Origin of the sequence: Kitasatospora humi, assembly GCF_020907985.1 — a bacterium.
GTDB lineage: Bacteria > Actinomycetota > Actinomycetes > Streptomycetales > Streptomycetaceae > Kitasatospora > Kitasatospora humi.
Map to the genome: position 1 here is coordinate 87,844 of NZ_JAJJPA010000014.1, position 17,440 is coordinate 105,283.

A 17,440-nucleotide genomic window follows, 5' to 3' on the forward strand; every position below is an offset into this window, starting at 1 on the left:
GAGCACAGGTGGCACCGCGCTCCAACGCTAGCGGCTCAGGATGAAGATCTTCTCAGCGCCCCCTGAACGCACTCTTGACTTTCGGCCGCGGAGGTGACGAAGAGCTCGGCGTCGAGGTGGCACAGCACCGGGACCGACCCCGGGCCGAGCCGCGACCGGCCTGGTCGGAGCCGGTTGCCGGCTATCCGGCCGGCCCCGCTCCGGTCAGCGCACCCAGCGCACACCGTCCGGAACGTCCGCCGCCAGAACGTCAATTGGCGCGTCGCTCGACGTCCGGTCAGGCGCGCAGCGGATCCGGCGCCGGCTGCCACGGGCGGGCCAGCAGCACGAAGGCGAGCAGCGCGGCGGCCGCGTAGCCGAGCACCACCACGGCCATCGGCAGGGCGCTGCCCTGACCGCCCAGGCCGACCAGGACCGGCGCCACCGCGCCGGTGAGGAACTGCACGGTGCCCAGCAGCGCCGATGCGGTGCCGGCCGCGTGCGGCGCCCGTTGCAGGGCCAGCGCCCCGGCGGGCGGCGAGGCGGTGCCGAGCGCCGCCGCCATCAGGAAGAGCCCCGCGGTGAGCGCGGCCAGGCCGCCGTGCCAGACGGTCGACATCAGCACCAGCAGCAGCCCGGCCAGGGTGAGCGCCACCACACCGGCCAACTGGATCCCGTGCGACGAGAAGCGCCCCAGCAGCACCCGCCCGTTCAGCTGCGACATGCCCACCAGGCCCAGCTCGACCAGCGCGAAGATCACGCTGTACTGCTGTGCCGAGCCGTGGAACACCTCCTGGACCACGTACGGCGAGCCGCCGATGAACGCGAAGAGCGCCCCGAAGCCCAGGGCGATGGTGAGCAGGTAGGCGCTGAACAGCCGGTCCGACAGCAGCTGCCGCATGGTCCGCAGGGTGTCCGGCAAGCCGCCGGACCGCCGTCGCCCGGCGGGCAGCGTCTCCGGCACCCGCAGCGCGGCCGTGACCAGGATCACCCCGCCGAGCGCCGCCAGCACCGCGAACACCCCGCGCCACGAGGTGACTCGCAGCAGCTGCCCACCCACGATCGGCGCCAGCAGCGGAGCCGAACCGGAGACCAGCATCAGCGAGGCGGCGAACCGGGCCGCCGCCAGCCCGTCGAACAGGTCCCGCACCACGGCCCGTGAGATCACGATGCCGGCGGCACCGCAGAGGCCCTGCAGCAGCCGGCAGGCGATCAGCACCCGCACGTCCGGCGCCAGCGCGCAGCACGCGGTGGCGAGCGTGTAGAGCGCCATCCCCAGCAGCAGCGGCCGGCGCCGCCCCAGCGCGTCGCTCAGCGGCCCGGCCACCAACTGGCCCAGCGCCAGGCCGACCAGGCAGGAGGTCAGGGTCAGCTGCACCAGGGCGTCCTGGGTGTGCAGACCGGTGGTGACCCGGGGCAGCGCCGGAAGGTACATGTCCATCGAGAGCGGTGCCAGTGCGGTCAGCGAGCCGAGCACCAGGGTGAGCAGCAGGCCGGTCCCGGGTGCGGCGGGTCTCGCGGCGGGCGCGGCGTCGAGGGCGGGAGACGAGGGGGGCGCGGGCGGCGACGTGTCGGGCATCGCACCACGGTACTGGTGTTCGAGTGGGAACAGTCGCGGCCGCAGCGCTGTTGTGCTGCCACGACCAGTCGAGCACAGCCGAGGAAGAGGTGGACCGATGACCGGTGAGGACAGGCAGCCGAGGAGCGACATCCGCGGCGTGGTCCGCGGCAGCGCCCCGGCCCCGCTGTCGATCCTCGACCTCGCCACCGTCGGCGCCGGCTACACCGCAGGTCAGGCCCTGGAAGCCACCACCGACCTGGCCCGCACCGCCGAGCGGCTGGGCTACCACCGCTTCTGGGTGGCCGAGCACCACGGCATGCCCGGGGTGGCCAGCTCCACGCCCGCGGTGCTGCTCGCCCACCTCGGCGCGCACACCAGCACCCTGCGGCTCGGCTCCGGCGGCGTGATGCTGCCCAACCACGCGCCGCTGGCCGTCGCCGAGCAGTTCGGCCTGCTGGAGGCACTGCACCCGGGCCGGATCGACCTGGGCCTGGGCCGGGCGCCCGGCACCGACCCGGCCACGGCCCGCGCCCTGCGCCGCGGCAGTCTCGAAGACGGCGAGGAGTTCCCGCGCCAGCTCTCCGAGTTGACGCACTTCCTGGACGGCGACTTCCCCACCGGCCATCCCTACGCCCGGCTCTCCGCGGTGCCGAACGGCCCGCAGCGCCCGCCGATCTGGCTGCTCGGCTCCTCCGGCTTCAGCGCCCAGCTGGCCGGCCGACTCGGCCTGCCGTTCGCCTTCGCCCACCACTTCAGCGCGGCCAACACCGTGCCCGCGCTGGAGCTCTACCGGTCCAGCTTCCGCCCCTCCGATGTGCTGGACGAGCCCTACGCGCTGATCGGCGTGAGCGCCGTCGCGGTGCCCGACGGCGGTCTGGAGGCGGCCCGCCACCTCGCCCGGTCCGCCGCGCTCGGCATGCTGCGGCTGCGCCGGGGCATGCCGACCGCGATCCCCACCCCGCAGGAGGCGGCCGACCACCCGTACAGCCCCGCCGAGGAGGACTTCGTGGAGTCCTGGATGGCCAATGTGGTGATGGGCGAGCCCGGCCGGGTCGCCGACGGCCTGGAGGAGCTGCGCAAGCGCACCGGCGCCGACGAGCTGATGGTCACCTCGCACTTCCACGGCCACGAGGCCCGGCTGCGCTCCTACGAACTCATCGCCGAAGCCTACGGCTTGTCGGGCTGACCGTCAGGGCACCGCGGGCGACCACTCCGGCCCGGAGCTTCGCACCCGTCCCTCCCGCAGTATCGCGGAGACCAGGGCCGGGTCGCCGGGGCGGGCGAAGAACCAGCCCTGGGCGGTGTCGCAGCCGGTCAACCGCAGCCGCTCGGCCTGCGCCGCGCTCTCGATCCCCTCGGCGGTCACGGTGAGCCCCAGGTCGTGGGCCAACCGCACCATGGCGCCCACGATCTGCTCGTCCGCCTCGCTGCGCCGCGAGCGCGGCTCGGGCCGGCCGACCGGGGCGGGATCGCGGAAGCCCTCGATGAAGCTGCCGTCCAGCTTCAGTGCGTGCACCGGCAGCCGGGAGAGGTAGGCCAGGTTGGAGTAGCCGGTGCCGAAGTCGTCGATGGCGATCCGCACGCCCATGTCGGCCAGCGCCTGCAGCGCCTGCAGCGGCCGGCCGCTCGGCCCCAGCACGGCGCTCTCGGTGAGCTCCAGCTGGAGCAGCCGGGCCGGCAGGCCGGTCTGCTCCAGCACCCGGGCGACATCGGTCACCACGTCGGAGTCCCAGACCTGGCGGGCCGCCAGGTTGACGCTGACGAAGGCCTCGGTGTCCGGGAACTCGGCCAGCCAGCCGCGGGCCTGCCGGCAGGACTCCTCCAGCACCCATCTGCCCAGCGGCACGATCGCGCCGGACTCCTCGGCCAGCGGGATGAACCGGTCGGGCGAGAGGGTGCCGAACCGCGGGTGCCGCCAGCGCACCAGCGCCTCGGCGCCGTGCACCGCGCCGTCCGCCAGGCCCACCAGCGGCTGGTACTCGACGGTGAACTCGCCGCGCTCCAGCGCCGGGCGCAGCGCGGTGGTGAGCAGCCGGCGGGTCAGCTGGTGGGCGCCGCGGTCCCGGTCGTAGAGCGTCCAGCGGGCCCGGCCGTCGGCCTTGGACCAGTAGAGCGTGGCGTCCGCGTCCTTGACCAGCTCGGTCGGGGAGGTGGTGGCGATGGGCCGCTCCACCACGCCGACGCTGGCGGTGATCGACAGCCGGTGCCCGGACACCTCGAACGGGCGCTCCAGCACCGCGAGCAACTGGCCGGCCAGCGTGGTCAGCTGCTCGCTGCCCTCGCTGTCGATGACCAGCAGGGCGAACTCGTCGCCGCCGAGCCGGGCCACCAGCTGGCGGTCGCCGCTGGCGAACCCGCGCTCCAGCCGGGCCGCGACCGCGCTCAGCAGCTGGTCGCCGATGTGGTGGCCGAGGGTGTCGTTGATGGCGGCGAAGCCGTCCAGGTCGACGTAGCAGATGCCGACCCGGCGGCCACTGGTGGCGCCCTCGGCGTTCGGGCGGGGGGCGCAGGCGTCGTTCAGCCGGTCGAAGAAGAACGTCCGGTTGGGGAGCCTGGTGAGCGGATCGTGCAGCGCCTGGTAGGCGAGCCGGTCACCGAGCCGGCGGCGCTCGGTGACGTCCTCGAACATGGCCAGGGTGTAGAGCGGGGTGCCGGTCGAGTCGCGGATCAACGAGATGGTGACACTGCTCCACACCTCGCGCCCCTCGCGGTGGTTGAGTCGGCGCTCCAGGCGCAGCCGGTCCCGCACCCCCATCACCAGCTCCCGGTAGAGCCGACGGGCGCCCTCCTCCGGGGTGATGATGTCGTTGATGTGCATCTGCACCAGCGCGGCGACCTCGTGCCCGAGCATCTCGGCCAGTGCCGGGTTGGCCTCCAGCACCAGGCCGTCGGTGTCGATCAGCAGCATGCCGATGCCGGCGTCCGCGAAGGCGGCGCGGAACCGCAGCTCGCTGGCCCGCAGCGCGGCCAGCAGCTCGGACTCGGGGGTGAACGAACCAGGCAGCACGGCAGCGCAGTTGGGGCAGTGCCCGGTTGGTGGTGACAGATGAATGGGGACGGTACCGGTTGCTCCTGCCTCGGTGGGCTGGCACAACGTGTCGTGCCGCACGCTCTGGCGGTGTGCGTCGGCCCCCTCGTTCCGGCCTCGCACGGCTGCTCCCGTCCGCTGCTGACGCTCGCTCTACTTGGGCCGATCATAGGCTGCTTGGCGAAGCGGAGGCCACTGCCGTCAGGGTGAATCGTTGGAATTCGGGGGTGGTTCCGGCTCGGGCGGCGCACCCCCGGCGGCCGGGCGCGGGTGTGCGCCGGGGGCGTGCGCTTGTGATCAGCCGTCCGGTCGGTGGCCGACCTGCCGGCGCGTCAGGCCAGCTCGGCGGTGAGCGTGATGGTGGTGCCGGTCAGCGCCTGGCTCACCGGGCAGTTCTTCTTGGCCTCCTCGGCGGCGGCCCGGAAGCCCTGCTCGTCGAGGCCGGTCACCTGGCCGCGCACGGTCAGGTGGATGCCGGTGATGCCCTCGCCGGGCTGGAAGGTCACATCGGCCCTGGTCTCCAGCCGGGTCGGCGAGTGGCCGGCACCGGTCAGGCCGTGCGAGAGGGCCATCGAGAAGCACGACGAGTGGGCGGCCGCGATCAGCTCCTCCGGGCTGGTCCTGCCGTTGGGCTGTTCGGCCCGGGACGGCCAGGAGACCTGCTGCTCGGGGATGCCGGAGGAGTCGAAGGTCACCGTGCCGGAGCCGGTGACGAGTTCGCCCTCCCAGACGGTGTGCGCGGTGCGGACAGTGGCCACGGTCGGTGCCTCCTGCGGATCGTTGCGTCAGTTCCGGTCATGCCGTCCTCAGCCTAAGCGCAGGGGGCGGCGCCAGCAGGGCGCGCGGCGGGTCGTCGCCGCGGTGGCGGGCGCGCGCCCCACTCAGGGAAGCTGGCAGAGAGTCAGCCGGGCGCCGCTCGGATCGGTGCACGGCACCAGCCGCCCGTACGGCGAGTCGAACGGCTCGTGCAGCACCCGGCCGCCCAGCCCCGCCACCTGCTCGGCCGCGTGGTCGGCGTCGACCACCGCGAAGTGGACGGCCCAGAAGGGGTGCGGGACGGGGGCCCGGTAGCGGCCGCAGACCGGCAGGCCGTTGGAACCCGGCACGGTCCAGGCCGTGTAGTCGAAGTCGCGCCCGTCACCGATCTGCTTCTGCTGGTAGGGGAAGAGCGCCGCGTAGAAGGCGTCCGCCGAATCGGCCTGCGGGCAGGTCAGCTCGTGCCAGCACATCGCGCCCGGCTCGCCGTAGACCGCCGCACCGGCGTGCCCGCCCGGCTGCCAGAGGCCGAAGGCGGCGCCGGTCGTGTCGAACGCGTAGGCCAGCCGGCCCGCGCCCGGCACCCGGCGCGGGCCGAGCACGCCCTCGCCGCCCGCCGCCGCCACCCGCCCGTAGGCGGCGTCCAGGTCGGCCGCCGCCAGGTAGACGTTCCAGGCCGACGGCAGCCGCTCGGCTCCGGCCGGCGGGGGCAGCAGCGCGGCGGCGGGCCGGCCCCCGCTCAGGCACATCGTGTAACCGTGGTACTCGGCGCCGAGTTCCTCGAAGTCCCAGCCCAGGATCGGACCGTAGAAGTCCTGGGCGGCGAGCGGATCGGCACAGGTCAGGTCGGCCCAGCAGGGGGCGCCGTCGGGGTAGGAGTCGCGCACGGGCATCAGGAGGTGGGCCTTTCGGGAGCGGGGGTGCCAGTGCGGTCATGATCCGGCCGCATGTCACGCTCGGCAACCGGACGCGCCCGGACGGTGAGCTGTCCGCATGCCGGACGATCCGCCCGAAACGACTCGGCGCGGATCCCGCGGGCTGTTAGATTTGCCCGGCCCGTGCGGATCGGCCGGGCAGTCCCTGGCCCCGGCACCCGGAGCAGACCCATGACCGAGCAGCCCACCGCCTCCCTGGACGAGGTCGACCCCGCTGTCCGCGCCGAGCTGGCCGGACTGCGGCAGAGCATCGACAACATCGACGCCGCCGTGGTGCACATGCTCGCCGAACGGTTCAAGGCCACCCAGCGGGTCGGCCGGCTCAAGGCCGAACACCGCCTCCCGCCCGCCGACCCGGCCCGCGAGCGGGACCAGATCAGGCGGCTGCGCGAACTCGCGGCCGGGGCCCACCTGGACCCGGTCTTCGCGGAGAAGTTCCTGAACTTCATCATCGCCGAAGTGATCCGCCACCACGAGGCGATCGCCCGGGACGCCGGGAACGGCACGGCCTGACGGCCCGTCGGCCGGTTCGGCCCTCAGCCCAGCTTGCTGCGGCGACCGCGAGGGGCCGGAGCACGGCGGGTGCGGGCCGGGCGGGACGGTCGCACGTCCCGCTGGGCAGGCAGCTCCCGCGCGGCCGCCGCCTCGCGCAGCCGGGCGGCCAGCAGTGCGGCCGCCGTCGCGGCCGCCGGGGCGGTGATGCCGTGGCGCCGGGCCGCCACGTGGTGCACATCGCACCAGAGCGGGCTGGCCGCGCTCCCGTCCGACCAGCGCACGCCCTCGGGCGGCAGGTAGTGCACCCCGCACTCAGCGCACTGGAAGACGGAACGCATGCTGGCCTCCTACTGGATCCGGCCCGAGCCGTGGCACCTGCTGCACGGGCCAGTGTAGGTCTCGGTGACGGCTTCCTGGGTGCCGTCGGAGTTGGTGACCACACTGTGCCTGGTCTGCTCGGTGACGCCGGAGCCGCCGCAGGCGTAGCAGGCCACCGGCTGGTGCGACGAGGCCGCTGCGGTCATGGTCGGCCCCCGTTCGATGTGTGCCGTGCGTCGCGTCCACCGGGTGAGGTACCCCGGTGGACGCGGGTCACGCGGGTCGCGGGAGCTCGACCTGACGCTGCGTCAGGGCTGCGCGCGGCACTGCTCGGGAGCCGGTAGCTCGGCCGGGGCCGCGGCGGGCCCGGCGGCCGCGGGCTCGCCCGGGCGGCTGGTCTGGGCGACCAGGGCGCCCAGCAGCACCAGCACGCCCCCGAAGAGCTGGGGCGCCGCCAGGTGCTCGCCGAGCACGAACCAGGCGAGCACCGTGGCCACCACCGCCTCGATGTTGGCGACCACGCCGGCCACCGGCGGGGAGAGGTGGCCGACCGAGACCACACCGGTCAGGTAGGCGAGCACGGTGGCGACCAGCACCATCCAGGCCGCCGGCAGCAGTGCCGGCACCTGCTGCCCGGCCAGCACGGCGTGGCCGCCCAGCTTCGACCAGTCGGCGTTCCAGGGGCGGGCGACCACGGTGAGGGCCAGCGCGCCGATCAGCAGGCCGTAGGCCGACACGCCCAGCGGGTCGGCCGGCTTGTCGCCGCGGCTGCTCGCGTCGGCCAGCACGAAGTAGCCCACCTGGCAGCAGGCCGCGCACAGCCCGAACAGCACCCCGAGCGCGTCGAACCGCAGCCCCTGCCAGGCCTGGACCACGCAGACCAGCCCGGCGACCGCCACCACGGCGCCCATCGCCGCCCGCAGCGTGACCGGCTTGCGCTGCACGAACCGGACGTAGCAGAGCAGCAGCGGCGGCCCGAAGTACTCCAGCATCAGCGCCACCCCGACCGGGATCCGGGAGATCGCCGCGAAGTACCAGGCCTGCACGCCGGCCACGCCGAGCAGCCCGAAGCCGATCAGCAGCCCGGGCCGCTCCCGCACGATCGCCCGGTGCCGCCAGGCCAGCGGCAGCAGCAGCACGGCGGCACCGGTGCAGCGCAGCCAGACCACGTGCAGCGGCGACAGGCCTGCCTCGATCAGCGGCTTGGCGGCCGCGCCGGAGCTGCCGAAGGAGAACGCGGATATCAGGGCGAGGGTGAGGCCGATGGCCCGCCGAGAGGTGCGCATCCGGGCATTCTTCCAGGTCAGGGGCGTTCAGGACAGGTTCTGGTCAACAGCTGGACGGCTTCGCCGCGAGCGCTGGTCAGCCCGGGGGCAGGGCAGGGTCGCAGGCCCGGCGGGTGGCGGGTGGCGGGTGGCCGGGTGGCGGGGGAGCGGACCGGTCGGGCGCGAGTCAGGCCGCCTGCTGGTCGGCCGGGCGGGGCAGTGGCAGCCAGAGCGCCACCTGGAAGCCGCCGGTGGTGGTGGCCTCCGCCGTGATCCGCCCGCCCAGCAGCCCGGCCCGCTCGCGCAGTCCGATCAGGCCGTGGTGTCCGCCCGGCAGCTCGTCCGCGACCGCGCCGCGCCGTGGAGCGGCGTTGCGCACGGTGACCCGCAGGCAGTCCGCCTCGACCCGGACCAGCACCTCGGTCGGCGCGTCGGGCGCGTGCTTGCGGACGTTGGTCAGCGCCTCCTGGACGGTTCGGTACGCGGCCCGCTCCAACGGCTCGGGCAGCGGGCGGGCGTCCGGGTCGTGGCCCTCGATCCGCAGCGTGGCGGCCACCTCGGCGGCAGCGACCAGCCGGGGCAGGTCGGCCAGCCGGGGCTGCGGGACCAGCTCGGTCGGGCCGGCGCCGGCCGCGCGCAGCACCAGGATCATCGAGCGCAGCTCCTCCAGGGTGGCCACCGCGAGTTGGCGCAGGGTGGCGGCGGTCTCCCGGGTCTGCGGGTCCTTGGTGGTCACCTGCAGGGCGCCGGCCTGGACCGCGATCAGGCCCGCCTGGTGGGAGACCACGTCGTGCATCTCGCGGGCGATCCGGGCCCGTTCCTCGGCGACCACGGTCTTGGCGTAGAGCATCCGCTCGGCGTCGCGCAGCTCGGCGAGCTCGGCGACCCGCTCGGAGAGGTCCTCGCGGGTGCGGGCCAGCAGGCCCAGCACCACCGGGCCGCCGGCGAGCATCACGGCGTAGATCGCGTGCTGGGTGATGTCGCTGAGGGTCTCCTTGGGCAGCGAGGTGATCGGCCAGGGCAGGAAGCTGCCGACCGCCACCAGCACCAGCGCCAGGTGCTTCTGCCAGGCAGGCCGCTCGCTGCGGGCCACCGTGTAGACGGCGATCATCGGGGCGACCAGGGCGCTGCCCGCGTACAGGCCGGGCAGGGTCAGCAGCAGCACGGTCCGCGGCCACCGGCGGCGGGCCACCAGCACCACGGCGGCGGCCGCCGAGACCCAGAAGTGCCAGTCGCGGGGTGGCGGGTAGTTCAGCAGGGCGTCGGCCAGGGCCGGCACGACGAGTGCGAGATCGACTGCCCAGGCCGGGACGGACCACCGCCGGAGAGTGTCCACGAGGCTCACAGGTTCTCCGATCAGCGCGGAATGATCAGCGCGGAAATGCGGCAGAGGCGCTCCTTCAGGCGAAGGAGCGCCTCTGCTGTCTGGGTGCGCCGCCAGGGACTCGAACCCCGGACCCGCTGATTAAGAGTCAGCTGCTCTAACCAACTGAGCTAGCGGCGCCCGTTCAACGCAGTGAACATTACCTGATCAGCGGCCGGGTTCTGAAATCGGGGTGTCCGGCGTCGGGTGGCCCGGCGTCGGGGCGTCTGAGGTCGTGGTGTCCGGCGTCGGGGTGCCTGGCGTCGGGGTGCCCGAGGCCGGCGGGTGCCGGTGCAGCCGGAGCAGCAGCCGGTGCAGTGCGGCCCGCTCCTCGGCGTCGAGGGGTGCGAGCACCTCGTCCTGCACGGCGCGGGCCTGCCGGAGCAGGTCGGCCAGGGCGGTGCGGCCGGTCGTGGTGAGGCTCACCCGGATCCGGCGGCGGTCGGTGGTGGAGCGGGTCCGCTCGACCTGACCGGCCCGGGTCAGGTCGTCCAGCACCTTGACCAGGTCACTGGGGTCGATGGCCAGCCGGGTCGCCAGCTCGCGCTGGACCTGGGGGCCGGAGTCGGCGAGCGCGGCGAGCACGGCCAGGTGCCAGAGCCGCTGGTCGCGCTCGGCGAGCCGGGCGGCGAGCCGGGCTCGGGCGGTCCGGCCGGTCCGGGCGAGCAGGAAGCTGGTCAGGTCGAGCAGGCTCGGCGGCACGGTGTCCATGGGGAAATTGTAGGGTTGGACCAATGGTGGGTGATGACCCACTGATTTTCCAGGGAGGGACACCATGGACGCGCTGTACCCACGACTGCTGGTCACCCGGTTCGCCGAATGCTTCCGGTTCTACGACGCCGTGCTGCCGGTGCTGTGCGGCGCGGTGCGGCAGAAGGGCGACGCCGCGGGCCCGTACGCCAACTGGGACGTCGACGACCAGGCCGTGCTGGTGCTCTTCGACCGTGCCGCGATGGCCCAGGTGGTCGGCACCGCGGCGCTGCCGACCGCCGCCGCGCCGGCCCAGGACGCGGTGATGCTGGTGCACCGGGTCGTCGACGTGGACGCGGCGCTGGCGCACTGCCTGGCGCACGGCGGCACGCCGGTGCTCGAAGCCACCGACCGCCCCGAGTGGGGCCCCGGCTTGCGCGCCGCGCACCTGCGCGACCCGGAGGGCACGCTGATCGAGCTGCAGTCCTACTGACGCCCCGGTCCGGCCGGCCGGCATCGGCCGGGGGCCGCGGTGCACAGGACTCCGGCGAAGGCGCCCGGCCGGGCTGGGTGGTCCGGCCGGCCCGGGCCGGGACAGCGCGCCGCCGGAAACGCCGAAGGGCCCCTCGCTCCCGCGAGGGGCCCTTCGGCTGTCGGTGCGCCGCCAGGGACTCGAACCCCGGACCCGCTGATTAAGAGTCAGCTGCTCTAACCAACTGAGCTAGCGGCGCCTGCTGACAGACCGGAACATTACACGACCAAAGGGCAAACACCGAATCGTCAGCACTCGAACACGGGGCGTCACGGTCGGCAGGGTGCCGTGTCCGCCGACCGCGGCGGCGCGGCCCGTCCCGCGCCCGGCCGCGCGGCTCTCATTCGCCGCCCCAGTGGCAGGCCGCCCCGTGCTCCGCCGCGGTGTCCAGCGCCGGCGCCTGCTGCTCGCAGCGGCTGCGCTGCTCGCCGCCGAGTGTCGCGTAGAGCGGGCAGCGGGTGCGGAAGGCGCAGCCGACCGGTCGGGAGGTGGGCGAGGGCGGGTCGCCGGGGAGCAGGATCCGGGTGCGGCCCCGCTCGGCGGCCGGGTCGGGGAGCGGGACGGCGGAGAGCAGCGCCCGGGTGTACGGGTGGCGCGCAGTGGTGAACACCTCCGCGACCGGGCCCTGTTCGACGGTGCGGCCCAGGTACATCACGCTGACCCGGTCGGCGAGGTGGCGGATCACCGAGAGGTCGTGCGAGACGAACAGGTAGGAGAGGTCGAGGGTGGCCTTGAGCTCCTGGAGCAGGTTGAGCACGCCGGCCTGGATGGAGACGTCCAGCGCGGAGACCGGTTCGTCCAGCACCAGCAGCTGCGGGGAGACGGCCAGGGCCCGGGCGATCGAGACGCGTTGGCGCTGGCCGCCGGAGAACTCGTGCGGGTAGCGGGCGGCGTGGGCCGGCTCCAGGCCGACCTTGGTGAGCAACTCCGGTATCAGGGCCGCGATCCGCTCGCGGGGCGCCCGCTGGGCCTGCAGCGGTTCGGCGATGATGTCACCGATCGGCAGCCGCGGGTCCAGGCTGGCCATCGGGTCCTGGAAGACGATCTGCAGCTGGGCGCGGAGCCGGTGGACGGCCTCCCTGGAGAGTGCGGCGGTGTCCTGGCCGAGCAGTTCGATCCGCCCCGCCTCGGGTGCGGTCAGGCCGAGGATCTCGAAGAGCGTGGTGGACTTGCCGGAGCCGGACTCGCCGACCAGGCCCAGGGTTTCGCCGCGCCGGATGTCCAGGTGCACCCCGTCGACGGCGTACACCTCGCCCACCTTGCGCTTGACCACCGTGCCCTTGAGCACCGGGAAGGTCTTGGCCAGCCCGGTCACCCGGAGCACCTGGGGGAGCCGGGAGCGGTCCACCGGGCGGGCGGCGGGCGGGAGCGGGGGCACGGGGTAGACGTCGGCGGGGGCCGGACGCTCGGCGGCCAGCCGGTCGGCGCGCAGGCAGGCGGCCTGGTGGCCGTCGCTGCCGGTGAGCGGCGGTTCGGCGGTGCGGCAGTCGTCGCCGGCCAGCGGGCAGCGCGGGGCGAACGGGCAGCCGGGCGGCAGGTCGACCAGCGCGGGCGGGTTGCCGGGGATCGGCACCAGCGGCCCGCCGTCCCGGTCCAGCCGGGGGACGGCGCCGATCAGCCCGAGGGTGTAGGGGTGGCGCGGGGCGCCGAACAGCTCGTCCACCGGGGCGGTTTCGACCACCCGGCCCGCGTACATCACCGCGACCCGGTCGGCCATCTGGGCGATCACCCCGAGATCGTGGCTGACCAGCACCAGCGCGGCGCCGGTCTCCCGCTGGGCGGTCCGCAGCACGTCCAGCACCTGCGCCTGGATGGTGACGTCCAGGGCGGTGGTGGGTTCGTCGGCGAGCAGGATGTCCGGCTCGTTGGCCACCGCCATGGCGATCATGGCGCGCTGCCGCATGCCGCCGCTGAACTCGTGCGGAAAGCTGTCCAGTGCCCGTTGCGGGTCCGGGATGCCGACCAGGTCGAGCAGTTCGGCGGCGCGGCGGCGGGCCGCGGTCTTGTCGGTCTTCTGGTGGGCCCGGACGGCCTCGGCGATCTGGTCGCCGATCCGGTAGACCGGGGTGAAGGCGGAGAGCGGGTCCTGGAAGACCATGGCGATCCGGCGGCCCCGGATCCGGGTCAGCTCACCGGGCGGCAGGCCGATCAGCTCCCGCCCGTCGAGGGTCACCGAGCCGTGCACCGCGGCGGTGCCGGGCAGCAGGCCGAGCACCGACAGCGCGGTGACCGACTTGCCGGAGCCGGACTCGCCGACGATGCCCAGGGTCTCGCCGCGCCGGAGCGTCAGGTCGACACCGCGCACGGCGGTGACGGTGCCGCGGCCCCGGGCGCCGGCGAAGTCCACCCGCAGGTCGCGGACGGTGAGCAGCTCGGTGGCGGTGGTGGTCACGCGGTTCCTTCGGCGTCGAGGGCGGGTGGGGTGCCGCGGCTGCCCACCGCCGCGGTGGCGGCGGCGCGGCGGCGCAGTGCGCGCAGCGTCCGGCGGGAGGGCCGGCGGCCGGCCGCCGCGGTGGGGTCGAGGGCGTCCCGCAGGCCGTCGCCGACCAGGTTGACGGCGAGCACGAAGAGCACCAGCAGGCCGGCGGCGAAGTAGAACATCCAGGGGTAGGTGGGCGCCGAGTCGGTGCCGTCGGCGATCAGGGTGCCGAGCGAGACGTCGGGTGGCTGCACGCCGAAGCCGAAGTAGGAGAGCATCGTCTCGTTCATCACGGCCGCGCCGACCGCGATGGTGGCGTCCACGATCAGGTAGGACGCGCAGTTGGGCAGGATGTGCCGCCAGATGATGCGCAGCGGGCGAACCCCCATGAAGCGGGCGGCGCGGACGAACTCCCGTTCCTTCAAGGAGATCGTCATGGACCGCACCACCCGGGCGGTGATCATCCAGTTGAACGCGGCGAGCAGCACCACGAAGGCCAGCCAGCCGCTGTTCTTGAGCCGCGGCGAGACGATGGTGATGATCAGGAAGCTGGGGAAGACCAGCATCAGGTCGACGAAGAAGATCAGCAGCCGGTCGGTCCAGCCGCCGAAGTAGCCGGCGCAGGCGCCGACCAGGCCGGCCAGGCAGGTGGAGAGCAGCGCCACCAGCAGGCCGATGATCAGCGACTTCTGCAGTCCGCGCAGGGTCTGGGCGTAGACGTCCTGGCCGAGCCCGGCGGTGCCGAACCAGTGCTGCGCGGACGGCGGTTGGCGCAGCGCCGTGTAGTCGATGTCGGTGTACTTCCAGTGCGTCAGGTACGGCCCGACGAAGGCCAGCAGGAAGAGCAGCACCACGATGCCGCCGCCGATCACCACACCGGGGGAGGCCAGCAGCCGGGCCAGCACCAGTCGGCCGCGGCTGCGCGGCGCGTCGCCGGCCATCAGGCACGCACCCGCGGGTCGAGGGCCGCGTGCAGGGTGTCGGCCAGCAGGCCGGAGAGCAGTACCGTCACCGCCGTGAACAGGGTCACCGCCACCACCGAGTTCGTGTCGTTCTCGTAGATCGATGTGATGAACCACTCGCCCATGCCGTGCCAGCCAAAGATGATCTCGGTGAAGGTGGCGCCGGTGAAGACGCCCAGGAAGTTGTAGGCGAACAGGGTCGACATCGGGATCACCGCGGTGCGCAGACCGTGTCTGACCAGGGCGCGGCGCCGGCTCAGACCCTTGGCCTCCGCGGTGCGCAGGTAGTCCGAGCCCAGCACGTCCAGCATGGTGCCGCGCTGGTAGCGGCTGTAGGTGGCCAGGCCCAGCAGGGCGAGCGAGAGGGTGGGCAGCAGCAGGTGCACCGCCCAGTCGGCCAGGTGTGCGCCCAACCCGCCGCTCAGGCCCGGGGTTTCGTACCCGGTGAAGTTGATCAGCTGGTGCCCCGAGGCCTGGTTGACGGCGATCGCGCCGTTCTTCAGGAAGAGCGCCAGCAGGAAGACCGGAGTGGACAGCAGCACGAACGAGACCACGGTCAGCACCCGGTCGGAGATCCGGTACTGGCGCACCGCTCCCCAGGCTCCGACGGCCACCCCGAGCAGCATGCCGAGCAGGCTGCCGAGCACCAGCAGCCGCAGTGAGACCACCAGCCGGCGGCCGAACTCGGCGTTCACCGACGTGTCGTGGATGCTGCGGCCGAGGTCGCCGTGGACCACCAGGTTCCCGGCCCAGTGGCCGAAGCGCACGGTGATCGGGGTGTGCGAGTTGATGCCCAGGTCGGTGAGCTGGCGGTCCACCGCGGCGGCGGCCGGGCGCGGCTGCTTGGCCTCGAAGTAGGCACGCGGGTTCAGTGCGCTGCTGGCCAGGGCGTAGGCCAGGAACACCGAAACGACCAGCAGGACCACGTAGTAGGCGAGGCGCTTCGCCAAGTAGCGCAGCATCAGCGGCGGTTCCCGCCGGTGCTGGTGGCGCTCCGGAGTCTCATGACCAATTGCCTTCGTTTCATCAGCACTTCACGCAGGTCTGCGCAGCGGAATTCTGCGATCCTCCGCCGGGGCGGTCAAGACTGCGCGTCGAACGGGCTTGCCGTGTCCGGCAAATCCGCAGGTCAGAGTCAAACATCCGGTTGCGTCAAGGGTGTTGCGGCGGTGTTGCGCCCGATTGCGATTCGATCAGTAGTGAACACGCTCCTCTGGTCGACGAACTGATCCGCTGTTAGGTTCTGGTCGCTGTCTCACCTTCTTGGCTGCCCACGATCAAGGCTCGCCACACCTGGCGGCCGCCCCACGCCACCGACGATCCCCAACTCCCCGGGAGGACCCGCCATGGACGCCGCCAGCCGGCCCCGCCGCCCCCTCGCCCGCACCCTGGTCGCGGCAGCCGCCCTCGCCCTCGTGGTGACCGGCTGCAGTTCGTCGAGCTCCGGCTCGGGCAACAGCTCCGACGCCTCGCAGAGCGCCGCGCCGAGAGCCGACGCCGAGGACATCAATCCGCAGCCGCTGGACGAGGTGAAGGACGGCGGTGAACTGCGCTCGCCGCTGCAGCAGTGGGTCACCCAGTGGAACCCGCTGCAGGTCGACGGCACCTACGGTGACTCGGTGGAGATCATGAAGATGATCGAGCCGATGCTGTTCCGGATCGACGCCTCCGGCACCTACCAGCCGGTGCCGGAGTTCCTGCAGTCCGCCAAGGTGATCTCGACCTCGCCGCAGGTGGTGCAGTACACGCTCAACCCGAAGGCCAAGTGGTCGGACGGGAAGCCCCTCAGCTACCTGGACTTCAAGGCGGTCTGGCAGGCGACCAACGGCAAGAACACCGCGTACAACCCCGCCTTCACCAACGGCTACAACCAGATCAGCGACGTCTCCCAGGGCGACGACCCGACCCAGGTCAAGGTCACCTTCAGCCAGCCGTTCGCCGACTGGCAGAGCCTCTTCTACCCGCTGCTCCCGGCGGCCGCCATCTCCACCCCCGACGACTTCAACAAGGCCTGGATCGAGAAGGTGCCGATCACCGGCGGGGCCTTCAAGATCGGTTCGATCGACAAGTCGGCGCAGACCATCACCGTGGTGCCGGATCCCAACTGGTGGGGCACCAAGCCGAAGTTGGACAAGTTCACCTACCGGGTGCTCTCCCAGCCGGCGATGACCCAGGCCTTCCTCAACAACGAGATCGACTGGACCGGCGCCGGGCGGGCCGACGCCTACAGCCAGTTGAAGGCCGACCCCAATGCGGTGATCCGCACCTCCTACCCGTGGGACGAGGTGCACATCGCCTTCGGGTCCAACGGTCCGATGGCCGACCAGAAGGTGCGCCAGGCGCTGGAGAAGGCGCTCGACCGGCAGGCCCTGACCAAGGTGGCCGGCCAGGGGGTGCCGGTGCCGTTCCCGGTGCTGGGCAACCACCTGCTGATGACCAACCAGGCCGGCTACCAGGACAACTCCGGGGAGTGGGGCAAGTACGACCTGGCGGGTGCCAAGAAGCTGCTCGACGAAGCCGGTTGGAAGGACGCCGGGGCCGGCAAGCCGCGGACCAAGGACGGCCAGACGCTGGAGCTGCACTACATCATCTCCGACGGCGCCGCCCAGCAGTCCGTGGACCTGGCCACCGCCGCCCAGAACATGCTGCTGCAGGCCGGGGTGAAGGTCGACGTCGACAAGGTGCCGGCCAACGACCTGACCGACAAGTACATCAACCTGGGCAAGTTCGACCTGGCCAGCTGGCGCAACACCGGGTCCTTCCCGCCCTCGCTGATCGTCCCGTCGTACCAGATGCCCGCCGGTGACAACGTCTTCCAGAACTACTCCAAGCTCAGCACCCCGGAGATCGACGGTCTGCTGAAGCAGGCCGAGTCCACCCTGGACCCGGCCCAGGCGGCCAAGCTCTACAACCAGGCGGACGCCAAGATCTGGGAGCTGGGCCACTCCGTGGAGATCTACCAGCGCCCGTACGTGGGCGCCTACCGCAAGGGGCTGGCCAATTTCGGATCCGCCGGGTTGGCCGACTTCGACTACACCAAGGTGGGGTGGCAGAAGTGAGCAAGCGCTTGGACAGCGGTGGGCGCGGGCCGCTCGGCAAGCGCTGTCGGGCAGCGCGGTGATCGCGGGGCCGGTGCG

Annotated in this window: 16 protein-coding genes and 2 tRNA genes; 4 read left to right on the forward strand and 14 right to left on the reverse strand. The window is 72.9% G+C overall.

Going from position 1 to position 17,440, the window contains the following annotated elements; all coding sequences use genetic code 11:
* Positions 1-277: 277 nt before the first annotated feature.
* Positions 278-1,558 carry a multidrug effflux MFS transporter gene (locus LN042_RS16110; protein ID WP_230051905.1) on the reverse strand — a complete coding sequence of 427 codons (1,281 nt, stop codon included), beginning with the start codon at positions 1,556-1,558 and terminating at the stop codon, positions 278-280.
* A gap of 97 nt (positions 1,559-1,655) precedes the next feature.
* Here LN042_RS16110 and LN042_RS16115 point away from each other — a divergent pair, with 97 nt between their 5' ends.
* Positions 1,656-2,726 (forward strand): LLM class flavin-dependent oxidoreductase, encoded by a 1,071-nt coding sequence (locus LN042_RS16115; RefSeq protein WP_230051906.1) that lies wholly within the window; start codon positions 1,656-1,658, stop codon positions 2,724-2,726.
* A 3-nt stretch (positions 2,727-2,729) separates the two neighbouring features.
* Here the strand turns inward: LN042_RS16115 and LN042_RS16120 are convergent, their stop codons facing one another.
* From LN042_RS16120 to LN042_RS16130, 3 genes are all read right to left on the reverse strand, one after another.
* Positions 2,730-4,547: a putative bifunctional diguanylate cyclase/phosphodiesterase gene (locus LN042_RS16120; protein ID WP_308191815.1), complete on the reverse strand. Its 1,818-nt coding sequence runs from the start codon at positions 4,545-4,547 to the stop codon at positions 2,730-2,732.
* A gap of 353 nt (positions 4,548-4,900) precedes the next feature.
* On the reverse strand, positions 4,901-5,326 hold the full coding sequence (locus LN042_RS16125; protein ID WP_230051907.1) for an OsmC family protein: 426 nt from the start codon (positions 5,324-5,326) through the stop codon (positions 4,901-4,903).
* Positions 5,327-5,449: 123 nt separating this feature from the next.
* Positions 5,450-6,217: a VOC family protein gene (locus LN042_RS16130; protein ID WP_230051908.1), complete on the reverse strand. Its 768-nt coding sequence runs from the start codon at positions 6,215-6,217 to the stop codon at positions 5,450-5,452.
* 213 nt (positions 6,218-6,430) lie between these two features.
* Between LN042_RS16130 and LN042_RS16135 the strand changes: the two genes are divergently transcribed.
* Complete coding sequence (locus LN042_RS16135; protein WP_230051909.1) at positions 6,431-6,772, forward strand: chorismate mutase; 342 nt, start codon at positions 6,431-6,433, stop codon at positions 6,770-6,772.
* Between the two features lie 23 nt (positions 6,773-6,795).
* On the opposite strand, the gene LN042_RS16140 is transcribed toward LN042_RS16135, so the two are convergent.
* The 6 genes from LN042_RS16140 to LN042_RS16165 all read right to left on the reverse strand — a co-directional run bounded on the left by LN042_RS16140 (position 6,796) and on the right by LN042_RS16165 (position 10,411).
* On the reverse strand, positions 6,796-7,092 hold the full coding sequence (locus LN042_RS16140) for a hypothetical protein (RefSeq protein ID WP_230051910.1): 297 nt from the start codon (positions 7,090-7,092) through the stop codon (positions 6,796-6,798).
* Between the two features lie 9 nt (positions 7,093-7,101).
* Positions 7,102-7,278 carry a hypothetical protein gene (locus LN042_RS16145; protein WP_230051911.1) on the reverse strand — a complete coding sequence of 59 codons (177 nt, stop codon included), beginning with the start codon at positions 7,276-7,278 and terminating at the stop codon, positions 7,102-7,104.
* Between the two features lie 102 nt (positions 7,279-7,380).
* Entirely contained in the window at positions 7,381-8,358 is a 978-nt protein-coding gene (locus tag LN042_RS16150) for an EamA family transporter (protein WP_230051912.1), read from the reverse strand.
* A gap of 166 nt (positions 8,359-8,524) precedes the next feature.
* Entirely contained in the window at positions 8,525-9,682 is a 1,158-nt protein-coding gene (locus LN042_RS16155; RefSeq protein ID WP_230051913.1) for a sensor histidine kinase, read from the reverse strand.
* Positions 9,683-9,767: 85 nt separating this feature from the next.
* Positions 9,768-9,841, reverse strand: a tRNA-Lys gene (locus tag LN042_RS16160).
* A gap of 27 nt (positions 9,842-9,868) precedes the next feature.
* Positions 9,869-10,411, reverse strand: a complete 543-nt coding sequence (locus LN042_RS16165) for a MarR family winged helix-turn-helix transcriptional regulator (protein ID WP_230051914.1) — start codon at positions 10,409-10,411, stop codon at positions 9,869-9,871.
* 64 nt (positions 10,412-10,475) lie between these two features.
* Here LN042_RS16165 and LN042_RS16170 point away from each other — a divergent pair, with 64 nt between their 5' ends.
* Positions 10,476-10,883, forward strand: a complete 408-nt coding sequence (locus tag LN042_RS16170; protein WP_230051915.1) for a VOC family protein — start codon at positions 10,476-10,478, stop codon at positions 10,881-10,883.
* A 164-nt stretch (positions 10,884-11,047) separates the two neighbouring features.
* Here the strand turns inward: LN042_RS16170 and LN042_RS16175 are convergent.
* From LN042_RS16175 to LN042_RS16190, 4 genes are all read right to left on the reverse strand, one after another.
* Positions 11,048-11,121, reverse strand: a tRNA-Lys gene (locus LN042_RS16175).
* Between the two features lie 141 nt (positions 11,122-11,262).
* Positions 11,263-13,314, reverse strand: a complete 2,052-nt coding sequence (locus LN042_RS16180; protein WP_230051916.1) for an ABC transporter ATP-binding protein — start codon at positions 13,312-13,314, stop codon at positions 11,263-11,265.
* Complete coding sequence (locus LN042_RS16185) at positions 13,311-14,282, reverse strand: ABC transporter permease (protein WP_230051917.1); 972 nt, start codon at positions 14,280-14,282, stop codon at positions 13,311-13,313. Before LN042_RS16185 ends, LN042_RS16180 begins: the two co-directional genes overlap by 4 nt.
* Positions 14,282-15,265 carry an ABC transporter permease gene (locus LN042_RS16190; protein ID WP_230051918.1) on the reverse strand — a complete coding sequence of 328 codons (984 nt, stop codon included), beginning with the start codon at positions 15,263-15,265 and terminating at the stop codon, positions 14,282-14,284. The genes LN042_RS16185 and LN042_RS16190 overlap by 1 nt, the downstream gene beginning before the upstream one ends.
* Positions 15,266-15,649: 384 nt before the next feature.
* Between LN042_RS16190 and LN042_RS16195 the strand changes: the two genes are divergently transcribed.
* The gene (locus tag LN042_RS16195) at positions 15,650-17,362 is read left to right on the forward strand and encodes an ABC transporter family substrate-binding protein (protein ID WP_230051919.1); all 1,713 of its coding nucleotides are present in this window, start codon (positions 15,650-15,652) and stop codon (positions 17,360-17,362) included.
* Positions 17,363-17,440: the final 78 nt, after the last annotated feature.